Below are 17,741 nucleotides of genomic sequence, written 5' to 3' on the forward strand. Positions count from 1 at the left end.
TCAGTCCTCGGGGTCCGGGTCCGGGCCCGCCACCCGGCCCGTCAGGGCCGCGAGGGAGGCCCGGATGTGCTCCATGTGCGCGTGGATCTCGTCCCGCGCCTCCTCGTGCTCCCGCAGCACCCGCTCCGTCGCCCGCTCGATCCGCTCCCGTTCGAGCCGCGCCGCGGCGAGCAGCTCCGCCGCGGCGGCGTCCGCGTCCTCCTGCCCGTGCCGGGCCGCCTCCTCCGTCTCGGCGAGCTGCCGGTCGGCCTCGGCCCGTACGCCCTCGGCGCGTTCGTCGAGCTCCGCGTGCCGGGCCTGCTGCGCGGCCAGCCGGGCCACCGCCTCACGGTCGGCCTCCTCCCGCCGGGCCGTGTGCTCCTCGTGCTGCTTCGCCAGGAGGGCGGCGGCCTCGCGCCCGGTGGCCTCGAAGGCGGTACGGGCCTCCTCCCGCTGCTCGTCGGCGTCGCGGCGGGCGACCGTGGTCAGCGCCTCGGCGCGCCCGGCGGCGGCCTTCAGGGTCGCCCGGGCCGCCGCGTCGGCCGCCGAGCGGACCCCTTCCGCGTACGCCTGCGCCGCCTCGGCCGCCTCCCGGCCGGCCGCCTCAGCCGCCCCGGCGAGCTCCCGCGCCGCGGCCTCCGCGTCCCGTACGAGCGCCTCGTCCTCGGCCTCCGCGAGCTCCAGGATCTCGCGGGCCCGCGCCCCCAGGGACTCGTAGCGCTGCGGGGCGAGGGCCGCGACCGCCTCGCGCAGCCGGGCCGCCTCCGCCTCCGTCTCCTCGGCGAGGACGGCGAGCCGGGCCGCCCGCTCATGGGCCGCGTCGCGCTCCGCGGACAGGGCGGCCAGGAAGCGGTCGACCTGCTCGGGCCGGTAGCCGCGCCCGCGCCCGAATCCTCCGGAGAATCCGACCGAGAAACTCATCCCTGACGCCCCTTCGACTCCCTTATGTCCTCAAACATCAAGGATGCGGCATCAGAACGGACAAAAGGCGCTCGATACGGATACGCATCGAGCGCCTTTCATCACATTGCGTCTACGCCGACGCGTCAGTCCTGGTCAGAGCAGGCCGTCCCACATCTGCTCCAGGAGCACCGACCACCAGTTCTCCGGCGACGCGAGCGCCGCCGGGTCCAGCATCGCCAGCTGCGCCTGGAAGTCGACCGTCCAGCGGCCCGCCTGCTCGGGGTTGAGCCCGAACCGCAGCCGCCACATCCGGCCGAGCAGCGCCAGGCAGCGCGTGAACTCGGGCAGCCCCGTGTTCACGAACTGCGGCGGCACCGACTGCCCGCCGGGACCGGCCTCCACCGGCACGGCCACGATGTTCGCCGTCCCGTACTGGACACAGATCGCCCGGCCGAAGTCCGAACCGAGCACCAGGTACGAGCTCGCGTCCGGCGCCGGCTGCACCTGCCGCTGCGCCGCCAGCTCCGCCAGCGTCGGCACCACCGGCATCGCCGGCTGCGCCCAGAAGAACGGACCGAAGTCGGCCGGCAGACCCGCCCACACGAGCGTCACCGCCACCACCTCCGGCACGCCCTGCCGGGACACCGCGCGCTGGTCGAAGCGCAGGATGCCCGGGCCGAACGCCCCGGCCAGCTCCTGCGCCACGCCGTCCGGCGGCAGCGGCGGGGCCGGCTGCACCTGCGGCAGCGGCGCCCGCACCGGCGCGGGCCGCGCCGGGCCGTCCGCGACCTGGTGCAACTCGCCCTGATGGGTGAGCAGTTGGCGCATGCCCTGCTGACGTCCGGCGTGATCCCGGCCGTACGGCGCGATGTTGGTGATCCGCGCCTGCGGCCAGGTCTCCCGGATCATCCGCGCGCAGTAACCGCCCGGCAGCTCACAGGACTCCAACTCCGTGTGCAGTTCGAGCACTTGCTGCGGCGGCACGTTCATGGCGCGCAGCTCGTGCAGGATCTGCCACTCGGGGTGCGGGGTGCCCGGCGCGGAGCGGCGGATGATCTGCTGCTCCGAACCGTCGGGCGCGCGGTAGCGCAGCACCGCCTGGTAGCCGGGGCCGACGGTCGGCAGACCGGTCGGCTGCGGCTGCGGATAGCCGTACGCACCACCGGGGCCCGCCTGCTGCGGTCCGGGCGGCGGCCCGGGCTGCCCGAGCGGCGCGGGCGCGGGTCCCGGCGGCGGGGGCGGCCCGGCCGGGCCACCCATCTGGCTGGGCTGCGCGAGCATCGTCGCGGCATGCGCGACCCCGCCCGGAGGCGTACCCCCACCCGGAACACCCGGCGGCGGAGGCGGAGGCGGCGGCGTACCCGGACCACCCGACGAAGCCGGACCACCCGGGCCCAGCTGGCTGGGCTGGGCCAGCATCGTCGCCGCGTGCGCGACCCCGCCCGGAGGCGTACCCCCACCCGGAACACCCGGCGGCGGAGGCGGAGGCGGCGGCGTACCCGGACCACCCGACGAAGCCGGGCCACCCGGGCCCAGCTGGTCGGGGTGCGCGAGCATCGTCGCGGCCTGGTGCACGGCCGGCGGCGGCGTCGGCGGACCAGGCGGACCGGGGGGCGTCGGCGCACCGGGCGCACCGGGCGGACCGGGCGGGACCGGCGTGCCGCCGGGCAGCTGCGACACCAGCTGGGTGCGCACATAACCGCCGGGCGGCGGCGTGGCCTTGCTGGTCGCGGCGTTGGCGATGTCCGCCGCACCGGCGGAAGCCGGCGGGGCGGAAGCCGCCGGGGCCGCCGGGGCCGCCGGCGGCGTAGCGGGAGCGGGCGGGGTCGCCGGCGGCGGGGCGAGCGGGCCGCCCTGACCGAAGCTGCCGTCCGGGTTCAGGCGCGGGGCGATGGCGGTCGCCGGCAGCGCGCTGCCGCCCTTCATCAGCGCCGTGGGCGCGTCCGCACCCACCACCGGCGGCGGCGCGTCCTCGTCGTCCGCGCCCGTCAGCGGCGGCGCGAACACCGTCGCCGGCAGCGGTACGGCTCCGTCGGCGCCGCCCGAACTGGCGTTGGCGTCCGCCCACGGGCTCGCCGGCGTCGCGGGCGCGGGCACGGCCGGAGCCGGGGCCTCCGGCTCACCCGACTCCTCGACGGCCTCCACGGCCTCGACCGCAGCAGGCTCAGCGGGCTCCACCGGCTCCACCGCCACCGGCTCGACCACCGGCTCCACCGGAGCCGCCGCCGCCACCGGCTCCGACGCCTCCTCCGACGGCTCGGCCGCCGGCGCCGCGGACGGAAGCCCCGCCGCCGGGGTCGACGACGCGCTCTCCGACGAGGCACCCGCCGACGCCTGCGAGGCGTTCGACTCCACCGGCGGCAGACCGATCTTGTCCGCCGCCTCCTGCAGCCACTCCGGCGGACTCAGCAGGAACGACGTCTGGTTCAGATCGACCCGCGCCGCCGGCGCCGCCGCCGGGGCCGCCGCCTCGGCGGAAGCCCCGTACTCCTCCTCGTAACGGCGGATCACCTCACCCACCGGCAGCCCCGGCCACAGCGTCGCCTCACCGCTGTCCCGCGCGATGACCAGGCGCTGGCGCCCCCCGTCCGGGGTCGGCGCCTCCTCCCGGTCCTCCGCCCAGACCACGAACCCGAGCCCGAACTCCCGCACCCGCACCTCACGGTGCAGATACGCCGGCACGTCGCCGTTGATCCACTCCTCGGCGCGCTCCTGCGCCTGCGCGAACGTCACCACAGCCAGTTCACTCCCCCACCGGGACCACGGGAACGGCGCGCGCGAAGCCGCCGTCCACCATCAGGTTCGCCACCGTCTCCAGCTCCGGCGGACTGCCCGCGAGCCGCTGCAGGAAGGCGTCGAAATCCGCGCCGCAGGGCAGCAGCAGCCGCTCCACCCGCTCGTTCACCGTCCACGCCGCCGCCAACTCACCGGCGTCACGGGCGTCGTCGTACGGGCAGAACCACACCGAACCGGTGCCCTGACCCCGTACCTTCACCGCGAGCAGACCACCCTGCACGAAGGCGACGCCCAGATAGTCCTTCGTCAGATGGTCCCGCAGACACTTGTTGACATAGACGAGGTCATTGATCCCCGCCTCCTCGCGCAGCGTGAAGAACGGCTGGTCGACCAGGACACCCAGCTCCGCGTCGAGCGCCGTGCCCACCGGAGCACTGCCGCCCGCCGCCTTCAGGAACGAGCGGTACGCCCCCGGCAGCCGGTAGCCCAGGTCCTCCTCCACGCCCTGCACCTGCTGCTCCGACACCGCCACCACACGCTTCGGCAGCCCGAAGTGCACCGGCCGGGTCTCCTGCAGCGGACGCGTACCGCGCTTCGACTGGTCCACGCCGACCGCCGTCGCCACCCCGCCGTGGTGCCGCAGCAGCGCCTTCACCTCGACCGGGACCAGCTCGAGCCGGCGGGTGCCCGCCACGTGGTGCCAGGTCCAGCCGTGCGGCGTCGCCACCGCCGGAATCGTGTCCCACAGCTCGTGCCCGGTCGCGGCGAGCGCCGCGTTCGCCGACACGTAGTCCGTCAGGCGCAGTTCGTCGACACCGAAGCCCTCCGGCGGATCGGCGATCTCCGCCGCCGCCCGCGCGTACGGAGAAAAGTCCGGAAAGCCGCGCTCGTCCACCCGCACCCCTCTAGGATGCCGGGAGGCCCGGACCGGATCCGGGAAGTGCACGACCTGACCGGCGTACGCCGCGTTCGGCGGCGGCGCGATGTCCTGGCCGAGCCGACCTGTCGTCATGGCGGTTGCCCCCTGAGTGGCTGTGCCTGCTAGTGCGTGGCTGCTTCTACTGTCCCTGGCTGGTCCGCACAGCCTAAGCGCTGCCCACGACTGCCGACCCGGCCCGCCCCGGCACCACCGCCCCCACCCCCCGCACCGTCACCAACGGTGACCAAGTGTCACGACGGCATGACGACGCCACCATGATTCCGACACACCGAAAGCACGTTTCCGCGCCCCAGCTTCCCCATCGGGCACCGCGTTTGGCAGGCTGTTCACGCAACTCGGGGGATTGCAGGAGGGGAAAACCAGCACCATGCACGCAAGCACCACACCAGCACCAGCGCCCACGCAGGGTGACCCACGCCTCATCTGGGGCAACGACGCCGACACCGCTCGCGCCCCCTTACTGCGCCACCGCCGCGACGGCATCCTGCCCACCGTCGGCGCCGCCCTCTCCGTCCGCGGCGAGACCACCCTCACGTGCACCGCCGCACGCGGCGAGACCGCACCCACCCTCCACCCACTCGTCCAGGACTTCCTCGACACCCTCACCAGCAGCCAGCGCGAACGCTTCACCGGACGCTGCCCCGAGGCCATCCTGCTGTCCCGGCACCTCACCGCCACCGAGGGCGCCCGCTCCAAGCGCGCCCAGCGCAAGCCGCTCACCCACAGCGAGGCCCGCCGCTCCCTCAAGCACGCCAAGCTCACGGCGCGCCGCATCCGCGAGGACGGCGACCCGCTGCACGGCAGCTACGCCGCGCCCTGCCGCTCGTGCAGCGCGATGCTCGCGCACTTCGGAGTCCGTACGGTCGACCCGACCACCACCCAGAACAGCTGACCGCCACCCATGCCCGATCTCCGCAGCACCCGCTTCCCGGTCAACATCGACGCCGCCCTGCGCGAGGCCGGCTGGCAGCCCGGCCGCTGGGACATAAAGCTCGCCGAACAGTGGGCCGACACCCTGCGCGGCCACGTCTCCCCCGGCGGCCACCGGCACAGCGTCTTCCCCGCCGTCGTCGAGGCCTGGGCCGAATTCGGCGGCCTGCGCGTCACCGCCCCCGGCCACGGCCGGCAGATAGCCCCCGCCACCCTCCGCTTCGACCCCCTCACCGGCCTCCACCTCGCCCGCACCCTCGGCGACCTCGGCCGCGCCCTCGACACCGAGCTGGCGCCCCTGGGCGAGGAGCTGGGCGAGGAAGGCGGAGACAGCGAGCAGCGCGCGGTCCTGGCGATGGACATGGAGGGCCGGGTCTACAGCGTCGACCACACCGGCGACTGGTACGTGGGCCGGGACATCGACACGGCGCTCGCGACACTGATCACGGGGACGCTGCCGACGCGGCTGACGGCGGGGGGCTGAGCGCCTCTCGTACGGGCGGGGGCGCGCCCTTCTCGTACGGGCAGGGCTGCCGTTACGTCGTTACGGGACCGAGCTCCGTCCGTACGTACGCGGGCTGCCGTTACGCGGACCGCTGAGGTACGACCTCGGCGGCCGCCGCCACCGGCAGCACCGCGCTCACCCGGAAGCCGCCCGCGTCCGTCGGCCCGGACACGAACGCACCGTCGAGCCGGGTCACCCGCTCCCGCATGCCGACCAGGCCGTTCCCGCCGCTCGGCAGATCCGCGGCCGCCGCGCCCGCGTCCGAAGGACCGTTCTCCACCTGCATCGCGACCTCGGCCTCCCGGTGCGCGAGCCGCACCACGACCTCGGCGCCCGCCGCGTGCTTGTGGACGTTCGTCAACGCCTCCTGCACCACCCGGTACGCCGTCTGCTCGACCTCGGCCCCGTACACCCGGGCCTCCCCCATCACCACGAACTCCACGACCGCACCGGCCTGCCGCGACTGCTCGACCAGGTCCGGGAGCGCGTCCAGGCAGGGCCCGCCGTCCTGCGCGGCCGCCTCCGCCGCAGCGGCGGCGGCCCGGCCGACGGCGGCGAGCGGAGCCGCGACGGGGGCCGCGGGCACGGCCGGCGCCTCCTCGCGCAGCACCCCGAGCATCTCCCGCAGCTCCGTCAGCGCCTGCCGGCCCATGTCACCCACCAGCGCCGCGTTCTTCACCGCCTTCTGCGGATCCTTCAACGCCACCGCCTGCAGCGCCGCCGCGTGCACCACCATCAACGACACCCGGTGCGCCACCACGTCATGCATCTCGCGCGCGATCCGCGTCCGCTCCTCCTGCCGCGCCCACTGCGCCCGCTGCTCGGCCCGGTCCGCGAGCAGCGACAACTCCTGCTCCAGACTGTCCGCCCGCTCCCGCAACGACTCCATCAGCCGCCGCCGCGCCCCTATGTAGAGGCCGAGCAGCAACGGCGGGGCGTTGAGCCCGAGGGTGAGGAGCAGCGACATGACCGGCACGTACCAGCCACTCGGATCGAAATCCGCCTGCCCCACATCGGCCTGCGCGACGTCCGCCCGCATCCGCACCACGGTCACGATGTACACGGCGGCCGTCGACATACCGGCGAGCGCCGCCGTGAACCGGCGCGGCACCTCGGACGCGGCCAGCGAGTACAGGCCGACCAGGCCCATGAGGTAGCCCATCTCGGCGGGCGTGACCGCGATCGAGACCAGCACCACGGTGATCGGCCACCGCCGCCGCACCACGAGCACGGACCCGACCACGAGCCCGAACAACACCCCCAGGGGCACCGGCAACGACGCCTTCTCGGCGAACCCGACCCCCTCGAGCCCGCACTCCAGCGCCGACACCACGGCCAGCGAGACATCAAGCACGGCACTACGCCGTCTCCCCCACCACCCCCAGCCCCGCCGCCCCCCTTCCACGCCCGCCGCGTCCCGCTCTGCCCCCGTTGTGGTCATGCCTTCCACCCTACGGGCGAGGGCCACCGTTTTTCCCTCCGCTGCGGGGCCCGGGAGCGGCGCCCGTCAACACGCGTGGACACCAGTCCCTCGAACTATTGAATCGACAGGGTTTTCGACCCGGACGTTCGCATTCCGGACGACGGTGTTCGCATGACACCCGAAACGAGCCGGTACGCCGACTTCGAAGGCCTTCGCGAGCGGGCCGTCGCCCTGCGCCGCGAGGGCCTCAGCCTCCGCCAGATCCGCGACCGCCTGCAGATCTACAACAACGACATGCTCCACAGGCTGGTGAAGGGCGAGCCGCCACCGGACTGGACCCGCCGCCCCAACGCCAAGGACGACCTCCGCGCCCGCGCCCGCGAGCTGCGCCTGGAGGGGAAGACGTACGACCAGATCCAGGTCGAGCTGGGCTGCTCGAAGAGCTCGATCTCGCTGTGGGTACGGGACCTGCCGAAGCCGGCGGCTCGCTATACGCCCGAGGAGCAGCGGGCCCTCATGAACGAGGGGCTGGCGAAGTTGCGAAGCGCACGCGACGAAGAGCGGGGGCGAATCAGGTCTTCGGCCCGGCACGAGGTCGGAGAGCTCCCGGATCGCGAGCTGTTCATGGCGGGCGTAGCCCTGTACTGGGCGGAGGGCGCCAAGAGCAAGCCGTACTCCCGACGAGAGCGGGTCGTCTTCGTCAACAGCGATCCTGGCGTGGTCAAGCTCTATCTCGCGTGGCTCGATCTACTCGGCATCGACCAGGATCGACTCGGCTTCCGGATCCTCATCCACGAGTCCGCCGATGTGAACGCAGCACATCGATATTGGGCCTCCATCGTCGGCACCGACGCTTCGGCCTTCTCGAAGCCGACGCTCAAGAAGCACAACCCGAAGACCGTCCGCCACAACACCGGTGATGGCTACCACGGCTGCCTCGTGGTCGACGTGGCCAAGAGCGCAGATCTGTACCTCCGAATCGAGGGGTGGTGGGCCGGAATCGTGACCCAGGCCGAAGCACGTCTCCGGTAAGGTCTGAGGCGCTGTCCCCCGTGGTGTAACTGGCAGCACACTAGATTTTGGATCTAGCAGGACAAGGTTCGAATCCTTGCGGGGGAGCCACAGCACACAAGACCTCGGTTCGGGTCCCGACCTCCCAGGTCGGGGCCCTTCCTCGTTCCCCGCACGACACCCCCCGGTATCCTTCGGTGGTCCAGCCACCCGAAGCCGAAGGGCATCCCCGTGAGCGCCAACCGCCCGGCCGCCGTCGTCGTCCTCGCAGCGGGTGAGGGCACCCGCATGAAGTCGAAGACCCCCAAGGTTCTGCACGAGATCGCCGGGCGTTCGCTCGTCGGGCATGTCGTGTCCGCCGCCCGTGAGCTGGAGCCGGAGGACCTGGTCGTGGTCGTCGGGCATGCGCGGGAGCTGGTGAAGGGGCACCTGGACGAGCGGTACGCGGGGACGCGGACCGCCGTGCAGGAGGAGCAGAACGGGACCGGGCACGCGGTGCGGATGGCGCTGCAGGAGCTGGGGCGGACGCCCGAGGGGACCGTGGTCGTGGTGTGCGGCGACACGCCGCTGCTGTCGGGCGAGACGCTGCGCGCGCTGGCCGGCACGCACGCCGCGGACGGCAACGCCGTGACGGTGCTGACCGCCGAGGTGCCGGATTCGACGGGCTACGGGCGGATCGTGCGCGACCCGGCGTCGGGCGCGGTGACCGAGATCGTGGAGCACAAGGACGCCTCGGACGAGCAGCGCGCGATCAAGGAGATCAACTCCGGCGTGTTCGCGTTCGACGGCGCGCTGCTCGCGGACGCGCTCGGCAAGGTGCGGACGGACAACAGTCAGGGCGAGGAGTACCTGACGGACGTGCTGTCGATCCTGCGCGAGGCGGGGCACCGGGTGGGCGCGTCGGTGGCGGCGGACCACCGGGAGATCCTGGGGATCAACAACCGGGTGCAGCTGGCGGAGGCCCGCGCCCTGCTGAACGCGCGGCTGCTCGAGCGGGCGATGCTCGCGGGTGTGACGGTCGTGGACCCGGCGTCGACGTTCGTGGACGTGACGGTGACCTTCGAGGCGGACGCGACGATCCTGCCGAACACCCTTCTCCTCGGCGCGACGCACATCGCGGAGGACGCGGTGGTGGGTCCGAACACGCGCCTGAAGGACACTACGGTGGCGCGCGGCGCCCGCGTGGACAACACGGTGGCGGACACGGCGGTGGTGGGCGAGGGCGCTTCGGTGGGCCCATACGCGTATCTGCGTCCGGGGACGAATCTGGGCGCGAAGGCCAAGGCGGGTACGTACGTCGAGATGAAGGCGGCCGTCATCGGTGAGGGGACGAAGGTCCCCCATCTGTCGTACGTGGGCGACGCGACCATCGGCGAGTACACCAACATCGGTGCGGCGAGTGTCTTCGTGAACTACGACGGCGAGACGAAGCACCACACGACGGTGGGCTCGCACTGCAAGACGGGTTCGGACAACATGTTTGTGGCTCCTGTCACCATCGGGGACGGTGCCTATACCGCTGCCGGGTCCGTCATCACCAAGGACGTGCCGCCCGGCGCCCTGGCCGTCGCCCGTGGCCAGCAGCGGAATATCGAGGGTTGGGTGGCTCGAAAGCGCCCTGGCAGCGCGGCCGCGCAGGCCGCGGTGAATGCCACAGAGAAGTCCGCAGGCGAAAGCTGACCGGAAACGAGTACGTCGAACTCGGCGTACCGTGATACGTGCACACAAATTCGGCTGGCTCGCACGCGCGCACGGGAGCGCGGGGATCCGCGGCCAGAGAAACCGTCGAGGAGACAGTGCTGTGACCGGGATCAAGACGACCGGCGAGAAGAAGCTGATGCTCTTCTCCGGCCGCGCCCACCCCGAGCTGGCCGAGGAGGTCGCACACCAGCTGGGTGTCGGCATCGTTCCGACCAAGGCGTTCGACTTCGCCAACGGTGAGATCTACGTCCGCTTCCAGGAGTCGGCGCGTGGCGCGGACTGCTTCCTGATCCAGAGCCACACGGCTCCGATCAACAAGTGGATCATGGAGCAGCTGATCATGATCGATGCTCTGAAGCGGGCCTCGGCCCGGAGCATCACCGTGATCGTGCCGTCGTACGGCTATGCGCGTCAGGACAAGAAGCACCGTGGCCGTGAGCCGATCTCGGCCCGTCTGGTGGCCGATCTGCTGAAGACGGCGGGTGCGGACCGGATTCTGACCGTGGACCTGCACACGGACCAGATCCAGGGCTTCTTCGACGGTCCGGTGGACCACCTGTCGGCGCTGCCGGTCCTCGCGGACTACGTGGGTGCGAAGGTCGACCGCGAGAAGCTGACGATCGTGTCGCCGGACGCCGGCCGCGTGCGTGTCGCCGACCGCTGGTGCGACCGTCTGGACGCGCCGCTGGCGATCGTCCACAAGCGCCGTGACAAGGACGTCGCCAACCAGGTGACCGTGCACGAGGTCGTCGGTGACGTGAAGGGCCGTGTGTGTGTCCTGGTGGACGACATGGTCGACACCGCGGGCACGATCTGCGCCGCCGCGGACGCGCTGTTCGCGCACGGTGCGGAGGACGTCATCGTGACGGCGACGCACGGCATTCTGTCCGGTCCGGCCGCGGACCGGCTGAAGAACTCGAAGGTGAGCGAGTTCGTGTTCACGGACACGCTGCCGGACCCGAGCTCGCTGGAGCTGGACAAGATCACGGTCCTGTCCATCGCGCCGACGATCGCCCGCGCGGTGCGCGAGGTGTTCGAGGACGGTTCGGTGACGAGCCTGTTCGAGGAGCACTGAGCCTCTTAGAGCGATGGTGAAGGGCCGTTTCCCTCCGGGGAGGCGGCCCTTCGCCGTTGATCCATGGGGGCCGCGGTGATCCATTTGGGCCCCGGAGTCGTCGCCGTTAGACTGTCGTGGTTGCTCGGCGAGGGAGGCCGGACGCGCGTACGGCGTACGCACGGTTCCGGCGGTCCGTTATCGACGCGCTCTTCGTAGCAGGCCCACGCCAGTCGGGCCGGGTGACAGTCGCATCCGTCACCGCACCACACGAGGAGTGCACATGTCCGAGGTGAAGCTCACCGCGTCCGTCCGCACCACGTTCGGCAAGGGCGCCGCCCGCCAGCTGCGTCGCGCCGCCCAGGTTCCCGCCGTTCTGTACGGCCACGGCTCTGACCCGATCCACCTGGCGCTGCCGACCCACGAGACCGGCATGGCGCTCCGTACCCCGAACGTCCTGCTGTCCCTGGACATCGAGGGCAAGGGCTCCGAGCTGGCCATCCCGAAGGCCGTCCAGCGTGACCCGCTGAAGGGCTTCCTTGAGCACGTCGACCTGCTTCTCGTGAAGCGCGGCGAGAAGGTCACCGTCGAGGTTCCGGTCGTCGCCGAGGGCGAGCTGGCCGCCGGTGGCAACCTGCTCGAGCACGTTCTGAACACCCTCTCGGTCGAGGCCGAGGCCACCCACCTGCCGGTGTCCTTCACCGTCTCCGTGGAGGGCCTGGAGGCCGGTGCCTCCGTCCTGGCGCAGGACGTCGTCCTGCCGTCCGGCGTGACCCTGGTGACCGAGGCCGACGCCGTCGTCCTGCAGGTCCTGGCCGCGCAGGCCGAGGAGCCGGCCGCCGAGGGTGCCGAGGGCGAGGCCGCCGAGGGCGCCGAGGCCTGAGCCGTAGGCTCTGCTTGACGTGACGGGGTGACGGGCCACGGCCCGCCACCCCGTTTCTCTGTGCCTGTGCCTGTGCCGGTATGGATCTGTACGAATACGAGGAGACGAGACGCAGATGACGGACGACGCGAACGCCCCCTGGCTGATCGTCGGCCTCGGCAACCCGGGCCCTGAGTACGCGGGCAACCGGCACAACGTGGGCTTCATGGTGGCGGACCTGCTGGCCGACCGGATCGGCGGCAAGTTCAAGCGCGCGGGCAAGGCGCAGGCGCAGGTCGTGGAGGGGCGGATCGGCCCGCCCGGGCCGGCGGGCCGCCGGGTGGTACTGGCGAAGCCGATGTCGTACATGAACCTGTCGGGCGGTCCGGTGACGTCGCTGCGCGACTTCTACAAGGTGCCGACGGCGCACGTCGTGGCGATCCACGACGAGCTCGACATCGACTACGGGGTGCTGCGGCTGAAGATCGGCGGCGGCGACAACGGCCACAACGGGCTGAAGTCGATGACGAAGTCGATGGGCGCGGAGTACCACCGGCTGCGGTTCGGCATCGGCCGGCCGCCGGGCCGGATGCAGGTCGCGGACTTCGTCCTGAAGGACTTCTCGTCGACCGAGCGCAAGGAGCTCGACTACTTCGTGGACCGGGCGGCGGACGCGGTGGAGTGCCTGGTGACGGAGGGGTTGGAGCGGGCGCAGTCGGCGTACAACGCGTAGCCGCCGGACCGGGGCGGAACCTTCGCGGGTGACGGCGCATCTTCCTGCCCGCGAGGGGCGGGGAGAGCCCCACCGGGGGAAAGGCGGGTCGGCCCGATGGCGCGGAGGACGGTCGCGGTCGTGGTCCTTGGCATGGCGCTGCTGACGGGAGCGGTCGCCTGTGGCGGCGGCCGGGACGGCGCGGCGCACTGCGGGACGGCGGACCTGCGCTGGAAGGCGACCCGTACGTCCGGTGACGGTCGGGAGGAGCCGGCCGCCGTGCTCAGCGCGACGAACAAGGGCGGCGCCCCGTGTGCCCTGGACGGCTATCCGGAGCTCGACGCCCACGTCGGTAAGGCGCAGGGCACGACGGCGAAGCCGCAGCCGGGGAGGGAGACGCCGGACCGTGTGGTCCTGGAGCCGGGCGAGACGGCCGATTTCGCGCTGTTCTACGACCCGGAGCCCGACTCGGACTACTGCTTCATGGACGGTGTTCTCGACCCGTCGTTGTACGTGTATCCGCCGCACCCGGCTCCGGACGACCACGGCACCCCGGCGGAGCTGACCGACGCGAAGGGCCGGCATGTGCCCGCCCAGATCTGCGGGGACGACGTCCGGATCGGCCCGGCCCGGCTGCGGTAGGCGCCTGGCGCGTTCGGGGTACGACTGTACGATCGCGGGTCATGACGCATGCCCGTAACGCCGCCATGGTCCTCGTCGCCCTGCTTCTCGTCGTCGCCGGGGCGTGGACGTCCTGGCAGACGGCTCAGCACGTGCTGCTTTCGAAGGGCCGGGAGCACGGCGTGTTGACGGTGACGGGCTGCAACGACGAGACGTGCAGCGGGCGTTATGTGCCGGACGACCCGGCCTCGTCGCGTCACACGGTGACGATCGCGCATTCGGTGGCGGCGGAGAAGGGCGAGACGCTGCCGGTGGTCGTCAAGCCGGGTACGGACGAGGCGGTCCGTACGGGCTGGGGCGGCGGTCTGCACGCGTGGCTGCCGCTGGGCGGTGCGCTGTTGCTGGCGGCGCCGTTGGTGGGCGGCGGGCTGCGGTTGGTGCGGACGGCGTGGTCGGTGGCGGGGGTGGGGGCGGTGTTGTTGCTGGGGGCGTTCTTCGCGCTCTAGTCGTTTTCAGACACTGTGGCCGGTTCCCGCCGAATCGTTATCGCCCCTTGGGTTAAACGTGACTTAAAGCGATGGATAGGCTGCCCCCGCCACCTCCCACTCGGCATCCCTCATCAGATGGACAGCAGCCCTATGCGACGTTCCCTCATTTCCGCCGCCACGGTCGTCAGCACCATCACCGCGGCCTCTCTCCTGCTCGCCCCGGTGGCCTCGGCCAACGGCAAGCCCCAGGGCGACAACGGCACCGTCAAGATCCACGACGCCAAGACCGGCGAAGAGCTCATGAAGAACGAGCCGCACGTGTGCACGTTCTACCTGGACGGCTTCAAGTTCGACGGCGCTCAGAAGGTCGACTGGGTCATCAAGGGCCAGGCTCCGACCAAGGACCTGGAAGGCACCAAGGGTGCGCTGACACTCGACGGCTCCGGCCACGAGCGCACGGCGGACATCTCCCTCCCCGACGGTCACTACAAGCTGACCTGGAAGTTCGACAACGAGAACGGCGCCGGCAAGCACAAGGCGTTCTGGGTCGACTGCGAGGACGAGGAGAACCCCGGCACCCCGTCGGGCACCCCGAGCAACGGCACCCCGTCGGGTACGCCGTCCGGCACCCCGTCCACCGGCACCCCGGGCACCCCCGGCTCCACGGACACGCCGTCCGGCACCCCGTCGGCGACCAGCCCGGCCGGCACCACCAACGGTGGCGCCAACAGCGGCTCCAACGGTGATGACTCCGGCAACCTCGCCGAGACCGGCTCCAGCGCCCCCGTCGGCATCATCGCCGGTGTCGCCGTGGCCCTCGCGGCCGCCGGTGCCTTCCTGGTGACCCGCCGTCGCAAGGCCCAGCAGCACTGACGTCACGCCTCGGCGCCGTCATGACAGTGCCCCCGTGGAGAGATCCACGGGGGCACTGTCGTACGTATCGGGCCCGGATCAGCCGGTGTTGCGCAGGCCCGCCGCCACGCCGTTCACCGTGAGGAGCAGCGCCCGGGAGAGGAGCGGGTCGGGGTCCTCGCCGCGTTCGGCGGCGGTGCGCTGGCGGGCGAGGAGGGCCACCTGGAGGTAGGAGATGGGGTCCAGGTAGGCGTCGCGGATGGCGAAGGTCTGCTGGAGGACCGGGTTGGAGTCGAGCAGGCGCTCGCCGCCCGTGACCTTGAGGACCTCGGCGACGGTGAGCGCGTGCTCGGCCTCGATGGTCTCGAAGATGTGCTTGAGCTCGTCCGGGACGAGGGTGTCGACGTAGTGGCGGGCGATCCGCAGGTCCGTCTTGGCCAGCGTCATCTCGACGTTGGAGAGGAAGTTGCGGAAGAAGTGCCAGCGTTCGTGCATCTCGCCGAGGACCGCGTCGAGGCCGGCCTCGCGCAGTGCCTTGAGGCCGGATCCGACGCCGAACCAGCCGGGGACGATCTGGCGGGACTGGGTCCAGCCGAACACCCACGGGATGGCGCGGAGTCCGTCGAGGGAGACGCCGGAGCCGGGGCGGCGCGAGGGCCGTGAGCCGAGGTGCAGGTCGGCGAGCTGGTCGACGGGGGTGGAGGCGAGGAAGTACGCCGGCAGGCCGGGGTCCTCGACGAGCTTGCGGTACGCGGTGTGGGCAGCCTCCGAGACGGTGTCCATGGCCGCGTCCCAGCGGGCGAGGGCGTCGTCGGACTGGCGCGGCGCGGTGTGCAGGGCGGAGGCCTGGAGGGTGGCGGCGACCGTCAGTTCCAGGTTCTCCCGCGCCAGGGACGGGATCAGGTACTTGTCGGAGATGACCTCGCCCTGCTCGGTCACCTTGATCTCGCCCTCCAGGGTGCCCCAGGGCTGGGCGAGGATCGCGTCGTGCGAGGGGCCGCCGCCGCGGCCGACGGTGCCGCCGCGGCCGTGGAAGAGCCGGAGCCGTACGCCGTAGCGGTGGGCGACGTCGCGGAGCCGGCGCTGGGCGCGGTGGATCTCCCACTGGCTGGTGGTGATGCCGCCGAACTTGGAGGAGTCGGAGTAGCCGAGCATGACCTCCTGGACGTCGCCGCGGAGCGAGACGAGGCGCCGGTAGGAGGGGTCGGCGAGCATGTCGTTGAGGATGACGTCGGCGGCGCGGAGCTCGTCGGTGGTCTCCAGGAGCGGCACGATGCCGATCTTGGCCCAGCCGGCGTGCAGGTCGACGAGGCCGGCCTCGCGGGCGAGGACGGCGGCGGCGAAGACGTCGTCGGCGCCCTGGCACATGGAGATGATGTACGACTCGATGACCTCGGGGCCGAAGACGGCGAGGGCCTTCTTGACGGTCTGGAAGACGCCGAGGGTCTTCTCGCCGGCGGCGTCGAGCGGGGCCGGGGTGGGGGCCAGCGGGCGGCGGGAGCGGAGCTCCTTGGCGAGCAGCTTCTGCCGGTAGTCGCGGGGCATGTCGGCGTAGCGCCAGGACTCCTCGCCGAGCCGGTCGAAGAGCTGGCCGAGGGCGTGGTGGTGGGCGTCGGCGTGCTCGCGGACGTCCATGGTGGCGAGCTGCAGGCCGAAGGCGGCGAGGGTGCGGATGGTGCGGTCCATCCGCCCGTCGGCGAACAGGCCGCCGCGGTGGGCGCGCAGCGAGGTCTGGATCAGGGTGAGGTCGCGGAGGAGTTCGGCGGTGCCGAGGTAGTCGCGGCCGTCGTGGTGCGGGGTGCCGTTGGCGAGGCGCTCGCGGGTGTTGAGGAGCTTCTGGCGGACGCAGGTGACCTTGAGCCGGTAGGGCTCCTCGGCGTTGAGGCGCTTGTAGCGGGGGCTGATCTCGGGCAGCAGCTCCAGGTCGGCCCGGAGGGACTCCAGGAGCTCCTCGGTCGCGCCGGCGTAGCGGATGGAGTTGGAGAGGAGTCCGCGCAGGTGGTCGACGAGTTCGAGGGCGTCGGTGATGCCGTGCTCGTGCTGGAGGATGAGCACGTCCCAGGTGACCTGGGGGGTGACGTTGGGGTTGCCGTCGCGGTCGCCGCCGATCCAGGTGCCGAAGGTCAGCGGGCGGGTGCCGGCGGGCAGCTCGAAGCCGACGCGCTCCAGTTCGGCGGCGAGGTCTTCGAGGACGTCGCCGACGGCATCGGCGTGCAGCTCGTCGAGGTAGTAGATGGCGTTGCGGGCCTCGTCGGCGGGCTCGGGGCGGACGACGCGGAGTTCGTCGGTCTGCCAGACGAGGTCGATGTTCTCGGCGAGGCGGAGGTCGACGCGGCGGCGGTCGGCCTCGATGACCGGGGTCTCCAGGAGGGCCCCGATGCGGCGCAGCTTGTTGAGGACGGAGCGACGGGCGGCCTCGGTCGGGTGGGCGGTGAACACCGGCCGTACGTTGAGGTTCTTGATCGTCTCGCGTACGTGGGCGGGGTCGCCGTCCTTGAGCATGTCGGCGGTGCGGGCGAGGAGGCCGCCCTCGGCGGCGCGCTTCTCGCGCATCTCGCGGCCGCGGTGGACCTGCTCGGTGACGTTGGCGAGGTGGAAGTAGGTGGAGAACGCGCGCACGAGGCGGGCGGCGGTCTCCAGCTCGACGCCGCGCAGCAGCTCGGCGGCTGCCTCGCCGTCCTCGCGGGTGAGGCGGCGGACCTTCTCGACGAGTTCCAGGAGCTCCGGGCCTTCCTGGCGGACGAGGGTCTCGCCCAGGAGGTCGCCCAGTCGGCGGATGTCGGCGCGCAGCTCGGCGCTGGCGGTGGAGGTCTGGTCGGCACTGCTCACAGGTGCGGCTCCTTGCAGTGTTTGAGCACGTCTGGAGGGGTACTGGAGGCTTGCGGACCGCGCTGTCCGACGCACCCAGGATAGGTGTCCGTCGCCGCGGCACGGGTCACGCCCCGCCTTTGGCGCTCTTGCCGCGCGCCGCGGCGCTGCCATACTTACGTCGCCGTAGGTTACGGAGCCGTAGCCAAGGCTCCG

At 72.1% G+C, this 17,741-nt stretch carries 15 protein-coding genes and 1 tRNA gene; 11 read left to right on the forward strand and 5 right to left on the reverse strand.

Annotated features, from left to right (window positions below; genetic code table 11):
• The 3 genes from JAO84_RS14130 to JAO84_RS14140 form a co-directional block, all read right to left on the reverse strand.
• A complete protein-coding gene (locus JAO84_RS14130; protein WP_370413186.1) occupies positions 1 to 900 on the reverse strand; it encodes a cellulose-binding protein in 900 nt (299 codons plus the stop codon).
• Between the two features lie 135 nt (positions 901 to 1,035).
• On the reverse strand, positions 1,036 to 3,618 hold the full coding sequence (locus JAO84_RS14135; protein WP_370413187.1) for an SUKH-4 family immunity protein: 2,583 nt from the start codon (positions 3,616 to 3,618) through the stop codon (positions 1,036 to 1,038).
• Between the two features lie 7 nt (positions 3,619 to 3,625).
• Positions 3,626 to 4,630 (reverse strand): SMI1/KNR4 family protein, encoded by a 1,005-nt coding sequence (locus tag JAO84_RS14140; protein WP_265866265.1) that lies wholly within the window; start codon positions 4,628 to 4,630, stop codon positions 3,626 to 3,628.
• Positions 4,631 to 4,925: 295 nt separating this feature from the next.
• Here JAO84_RS14140 and JAO84_RS14145 point away from each other — a divergent pair, with 295 nt between their 5' ends.
• Together JAO84_RS14145 and JAO84_RS14150 are read left to right on the forward strand one after the other, a co-directional pair.
• Positions 4,926 to 5,450 (forward strand): YwqJ-related putative deaminase, encoded by a 525-nt coding sequence (locus tag JAO84_RS14145; protein ID WP_265866266.1) that lies wholly within the window; start codon positions 4,926 to 4,928, stop codon positions 5,448 to 5,450.
• A 9-nt stretch (positions 5,451 to 5,459) separates the two neighbouring features.
• Positions 5,460 to 5,972: an SUKH-3 domain-containing protein gene (locus tag JAO84_RS14150; RefSeq protein WP_370413188.1), complete on the forward strand. Its 513-nt coding sequence runs from the start codon at positions 5,460 to 5,462 to the stop codon at positions 5,970 to 5,972.
• A 100-nt stretch (positions 5,973 to 6,072) separates the two neighbouring features.
• Here the strand turns inward: JAO84_RS14150 and JAO84_RS14155 are convergent, their stop codons facing one another.
• Positions 6,073 to 7,434, reverse strand: coding sequence for a sensor histidine kinase (locus JAO84_RS14155; protein WP_370413189.1), 1,362 nt, complete (start codon positions 7,432 to 7,434; stop codon positions 6,073 to 6,075).
• 153 nt (positions 7,435 to 7,587) lie between these two features.
• On the opposite strand from JAO84_RS14155, the gene JAO84_RS14160 reads away from it, so the two are divergent.
• The 9 genes from JAO84_RS14160 to JAO84_RS14200 all read left to right on the forward strand — a co-directional run bounded on the left by JAO84_RS14160 (position 7,588) and on the right by JAO84_RS14200 (position 14,738).
• A complete protein-coding gene (locus tag JAO84_RS14160) occupies positions 7,588 to 8,448 on the forward strand; it encodes a hypothetical protein (RefSeq protein WP_370413190.1) in 861 nt (286 codons plus the stop codon).
• A 14-nt stretch (positions 8,449 to 8,462) separates the two neighbouring features.
• Positions 8,463 to 8,538 (forward strand) — tRNA-Gln (locus tag JAO84_RS14165).
• Positions 8,539 to 8,658: 120 nt separating this feature from the next.
• Positions 8,659 to 10,107, forward strand: a complete 1,449-nt coding sequence (gene glmU / locus JAO84_RS14170; RefSeq protein WP_370413191.1) for a bifunctional UDP-N-acetylglucosamine diphosphorylase/glucosamine-1-phosphate N-acetyltransferase GlmU — start codon at positions 8,659 to 8,661, stop codon at positions 10,105 to 10,107.
• Positions 10,108 to 10,228: 121 nt separating this feature from the next.
• Positions 10,229 to 11,203 (forward strand): ribose-phosphate diphosphokinase, encoded by a 975-nt coding sequence (locus tag JAO84_RS14175; protein ID WP_265866271.1) that lies wholly within the window; start codon positions 10,229 to 10,231, stop codon positions 11,201 to 11,203.
• Positions 11,204 to 11,465: 262 nt separating this feature from the next.
• Positions 11,466 to 12,065 (forward strand): 50S ribosomal protein L25/general stress protein Ctc, encoded by a 600-nt coding sequence (locus tag JAO84_RS14180; protein WP_370413192.1) that lies wholly within the window; start codon positions 11,466 to 11,468, stop codon positions 12,063 to 12,065.
• Positions 12,066 to 12,180: 115 nt separating this feature from the next.
• Positions 12,181 to 12,777, forward strand: coding sequence for an aminoacyl-tRNA hydrolase (pth, locus tag JAO84_RS14185; RefSeq protein WP_370413193.1), 597 nt, complete (start codon positions 12,181 to 12,183; stop codon positions 12,775 to 12,777).
• Between the two features lie 96 nt (positions 12,778 to 12,873).
• Positions 12,874 to 13,398: a DUF4232 domain-containing protein gene (locus JAO84_RS14190; RefSeq protein WP_370413194.1), complete on the forward strand. Its 525-nt coding sequence runs from the start codon at positions 12,874 to 12,876 to the stop codon at positions 13,396 to 13,398.
• A gap of 41 nt (positions 13,399 to 13,439) precedes the next feature.
• The gene (locus JAO84_RS14195; RefSeq protein ID WP_370413195.1) at positions 13,440 to 13,883 is read left to right on the forward strand and encodes a hypothetical protein; all 444 of its coding nucleotides are present in this window, start codon (positions 13,440 to 13,442) and stop codon (positions 13,881 to 13,883) included.
• 132 nt (positions 13,884 to 14,015) lie between these two features.
• The gene (locus JAO84_RS14200) at positions 14,016 to 14,738 is read left to right on the forward strand and encodes an LPXTG cell wall anchor domain-containing protein (RefSeq protein ID WP_370413196.1); all 723 of its coding nucleotides are present in this window, start codon (positions 14,016 to 14,018) and stop codon (positions 14,736 to 14,738) included.
• A 78-nt stretch (positions 14,739 to 14,816) separates the two neighbouring features.
• Here JAO84_RS14200 and ppc read toward each other — a convergent pair whose 3' ends face one another.
• Positions 14,817 to 17,546, reverse strand: coding sequence for a phosphoenolpyruvate carboxylase (gene ppc, locus JAO84_RS14205; RefSeq protein ID WP_370413197.1), 2,730 nt, complete (start codon positions 17,544 to 17,546; stop codon positions 14,817 to 14,819).
• Positions 17,547 to 17,741: the final 195 nt, after the last annotated feature.

Source organism: Streptomyces fradiae, assembly GCF_041270065.1.
In the GTDB taxonomy this organism is placed as follows: Bacteria; Actinomycetota; Actinomycetes; order Streptomycetales; family Streptomycetaceae; genus Streptomyces.

Coding starts and splice junctions, on each gene's coding strand:
- JAO84_RS14130 (WP_370413186.1), bottom strand. CDS start 900: ATGAGTTTCTCGGTCGGATTCTCCGGAGGATTCGGGCGCGGGCGCGGC.
- JAO84_RS14140 (WP_265866265.1), bottom strand. CDS start 4,630: ATGACGACAGGTCGGCTCGGCCAGGACATCGCGCCGCCGCCGAACGCG.
- JAO84_RS14145 (WP_265866266.1), top strand. CDS start 4,926: ATGCACGCAAGCACCACACCAGCACCAGCGCCCACGCAGGGTGACCCA.
- JAO84_RS14150 (WP_370413188.1), top strand. CDS start 5,460: ATGCCCGATCTCCGCAGCACCCGCTTCCCGGTCAACATCGACGCCGCC.
- JAO84_RS14155 (WP_370413189.1), bottom strand. CDS start 7,434: ATGACCACAACGGGGGCAGAGCGGGACGCGGCGGGCGTGGAAGGGGGG.
- JAO84_RS14160 (WP_370413190.1), top strand. CDS start 7,588: ATGACACCCGAAACGAGCCGGTACGCCGACTTCGAAGGCCTTCGCGAG.
- JAO84_RS14180 (WP_370413192.1), top strand. CDS start 11,466: ATGTCCGAGGTGAAGCTCACCGCGTCCGTCCGCACCACGTTCGGCAAG.
- pth (WP_370413193.1), top strand. CDS start 12,181: ATGACGGACGACGCGAACGCCCCCTGGCTGATCGTCGGCCTCGGCAAC.
- JAO84_RS14190 (WP_370413194.1), top strand. CDS start 12,874: ATGGCGCGGAGGACGGTCGCGGTCGTGGTCCTTGGCATGGCGCTGCTG.
- JAO84_RS14195 (WP_370413195.1), top strand. CDS start 13,440: ATGACGCATGCCCGTAACGCCGCCATGGTCCTCGTCGCCCTGCTTCTC.
- JAO84_RS14200 (WP_370413196.1), top strand. CDS start 14,016: ATGCGACGTTCCCTCATTTCCGCCGCCACGGTCGTCAGCACCATCACC.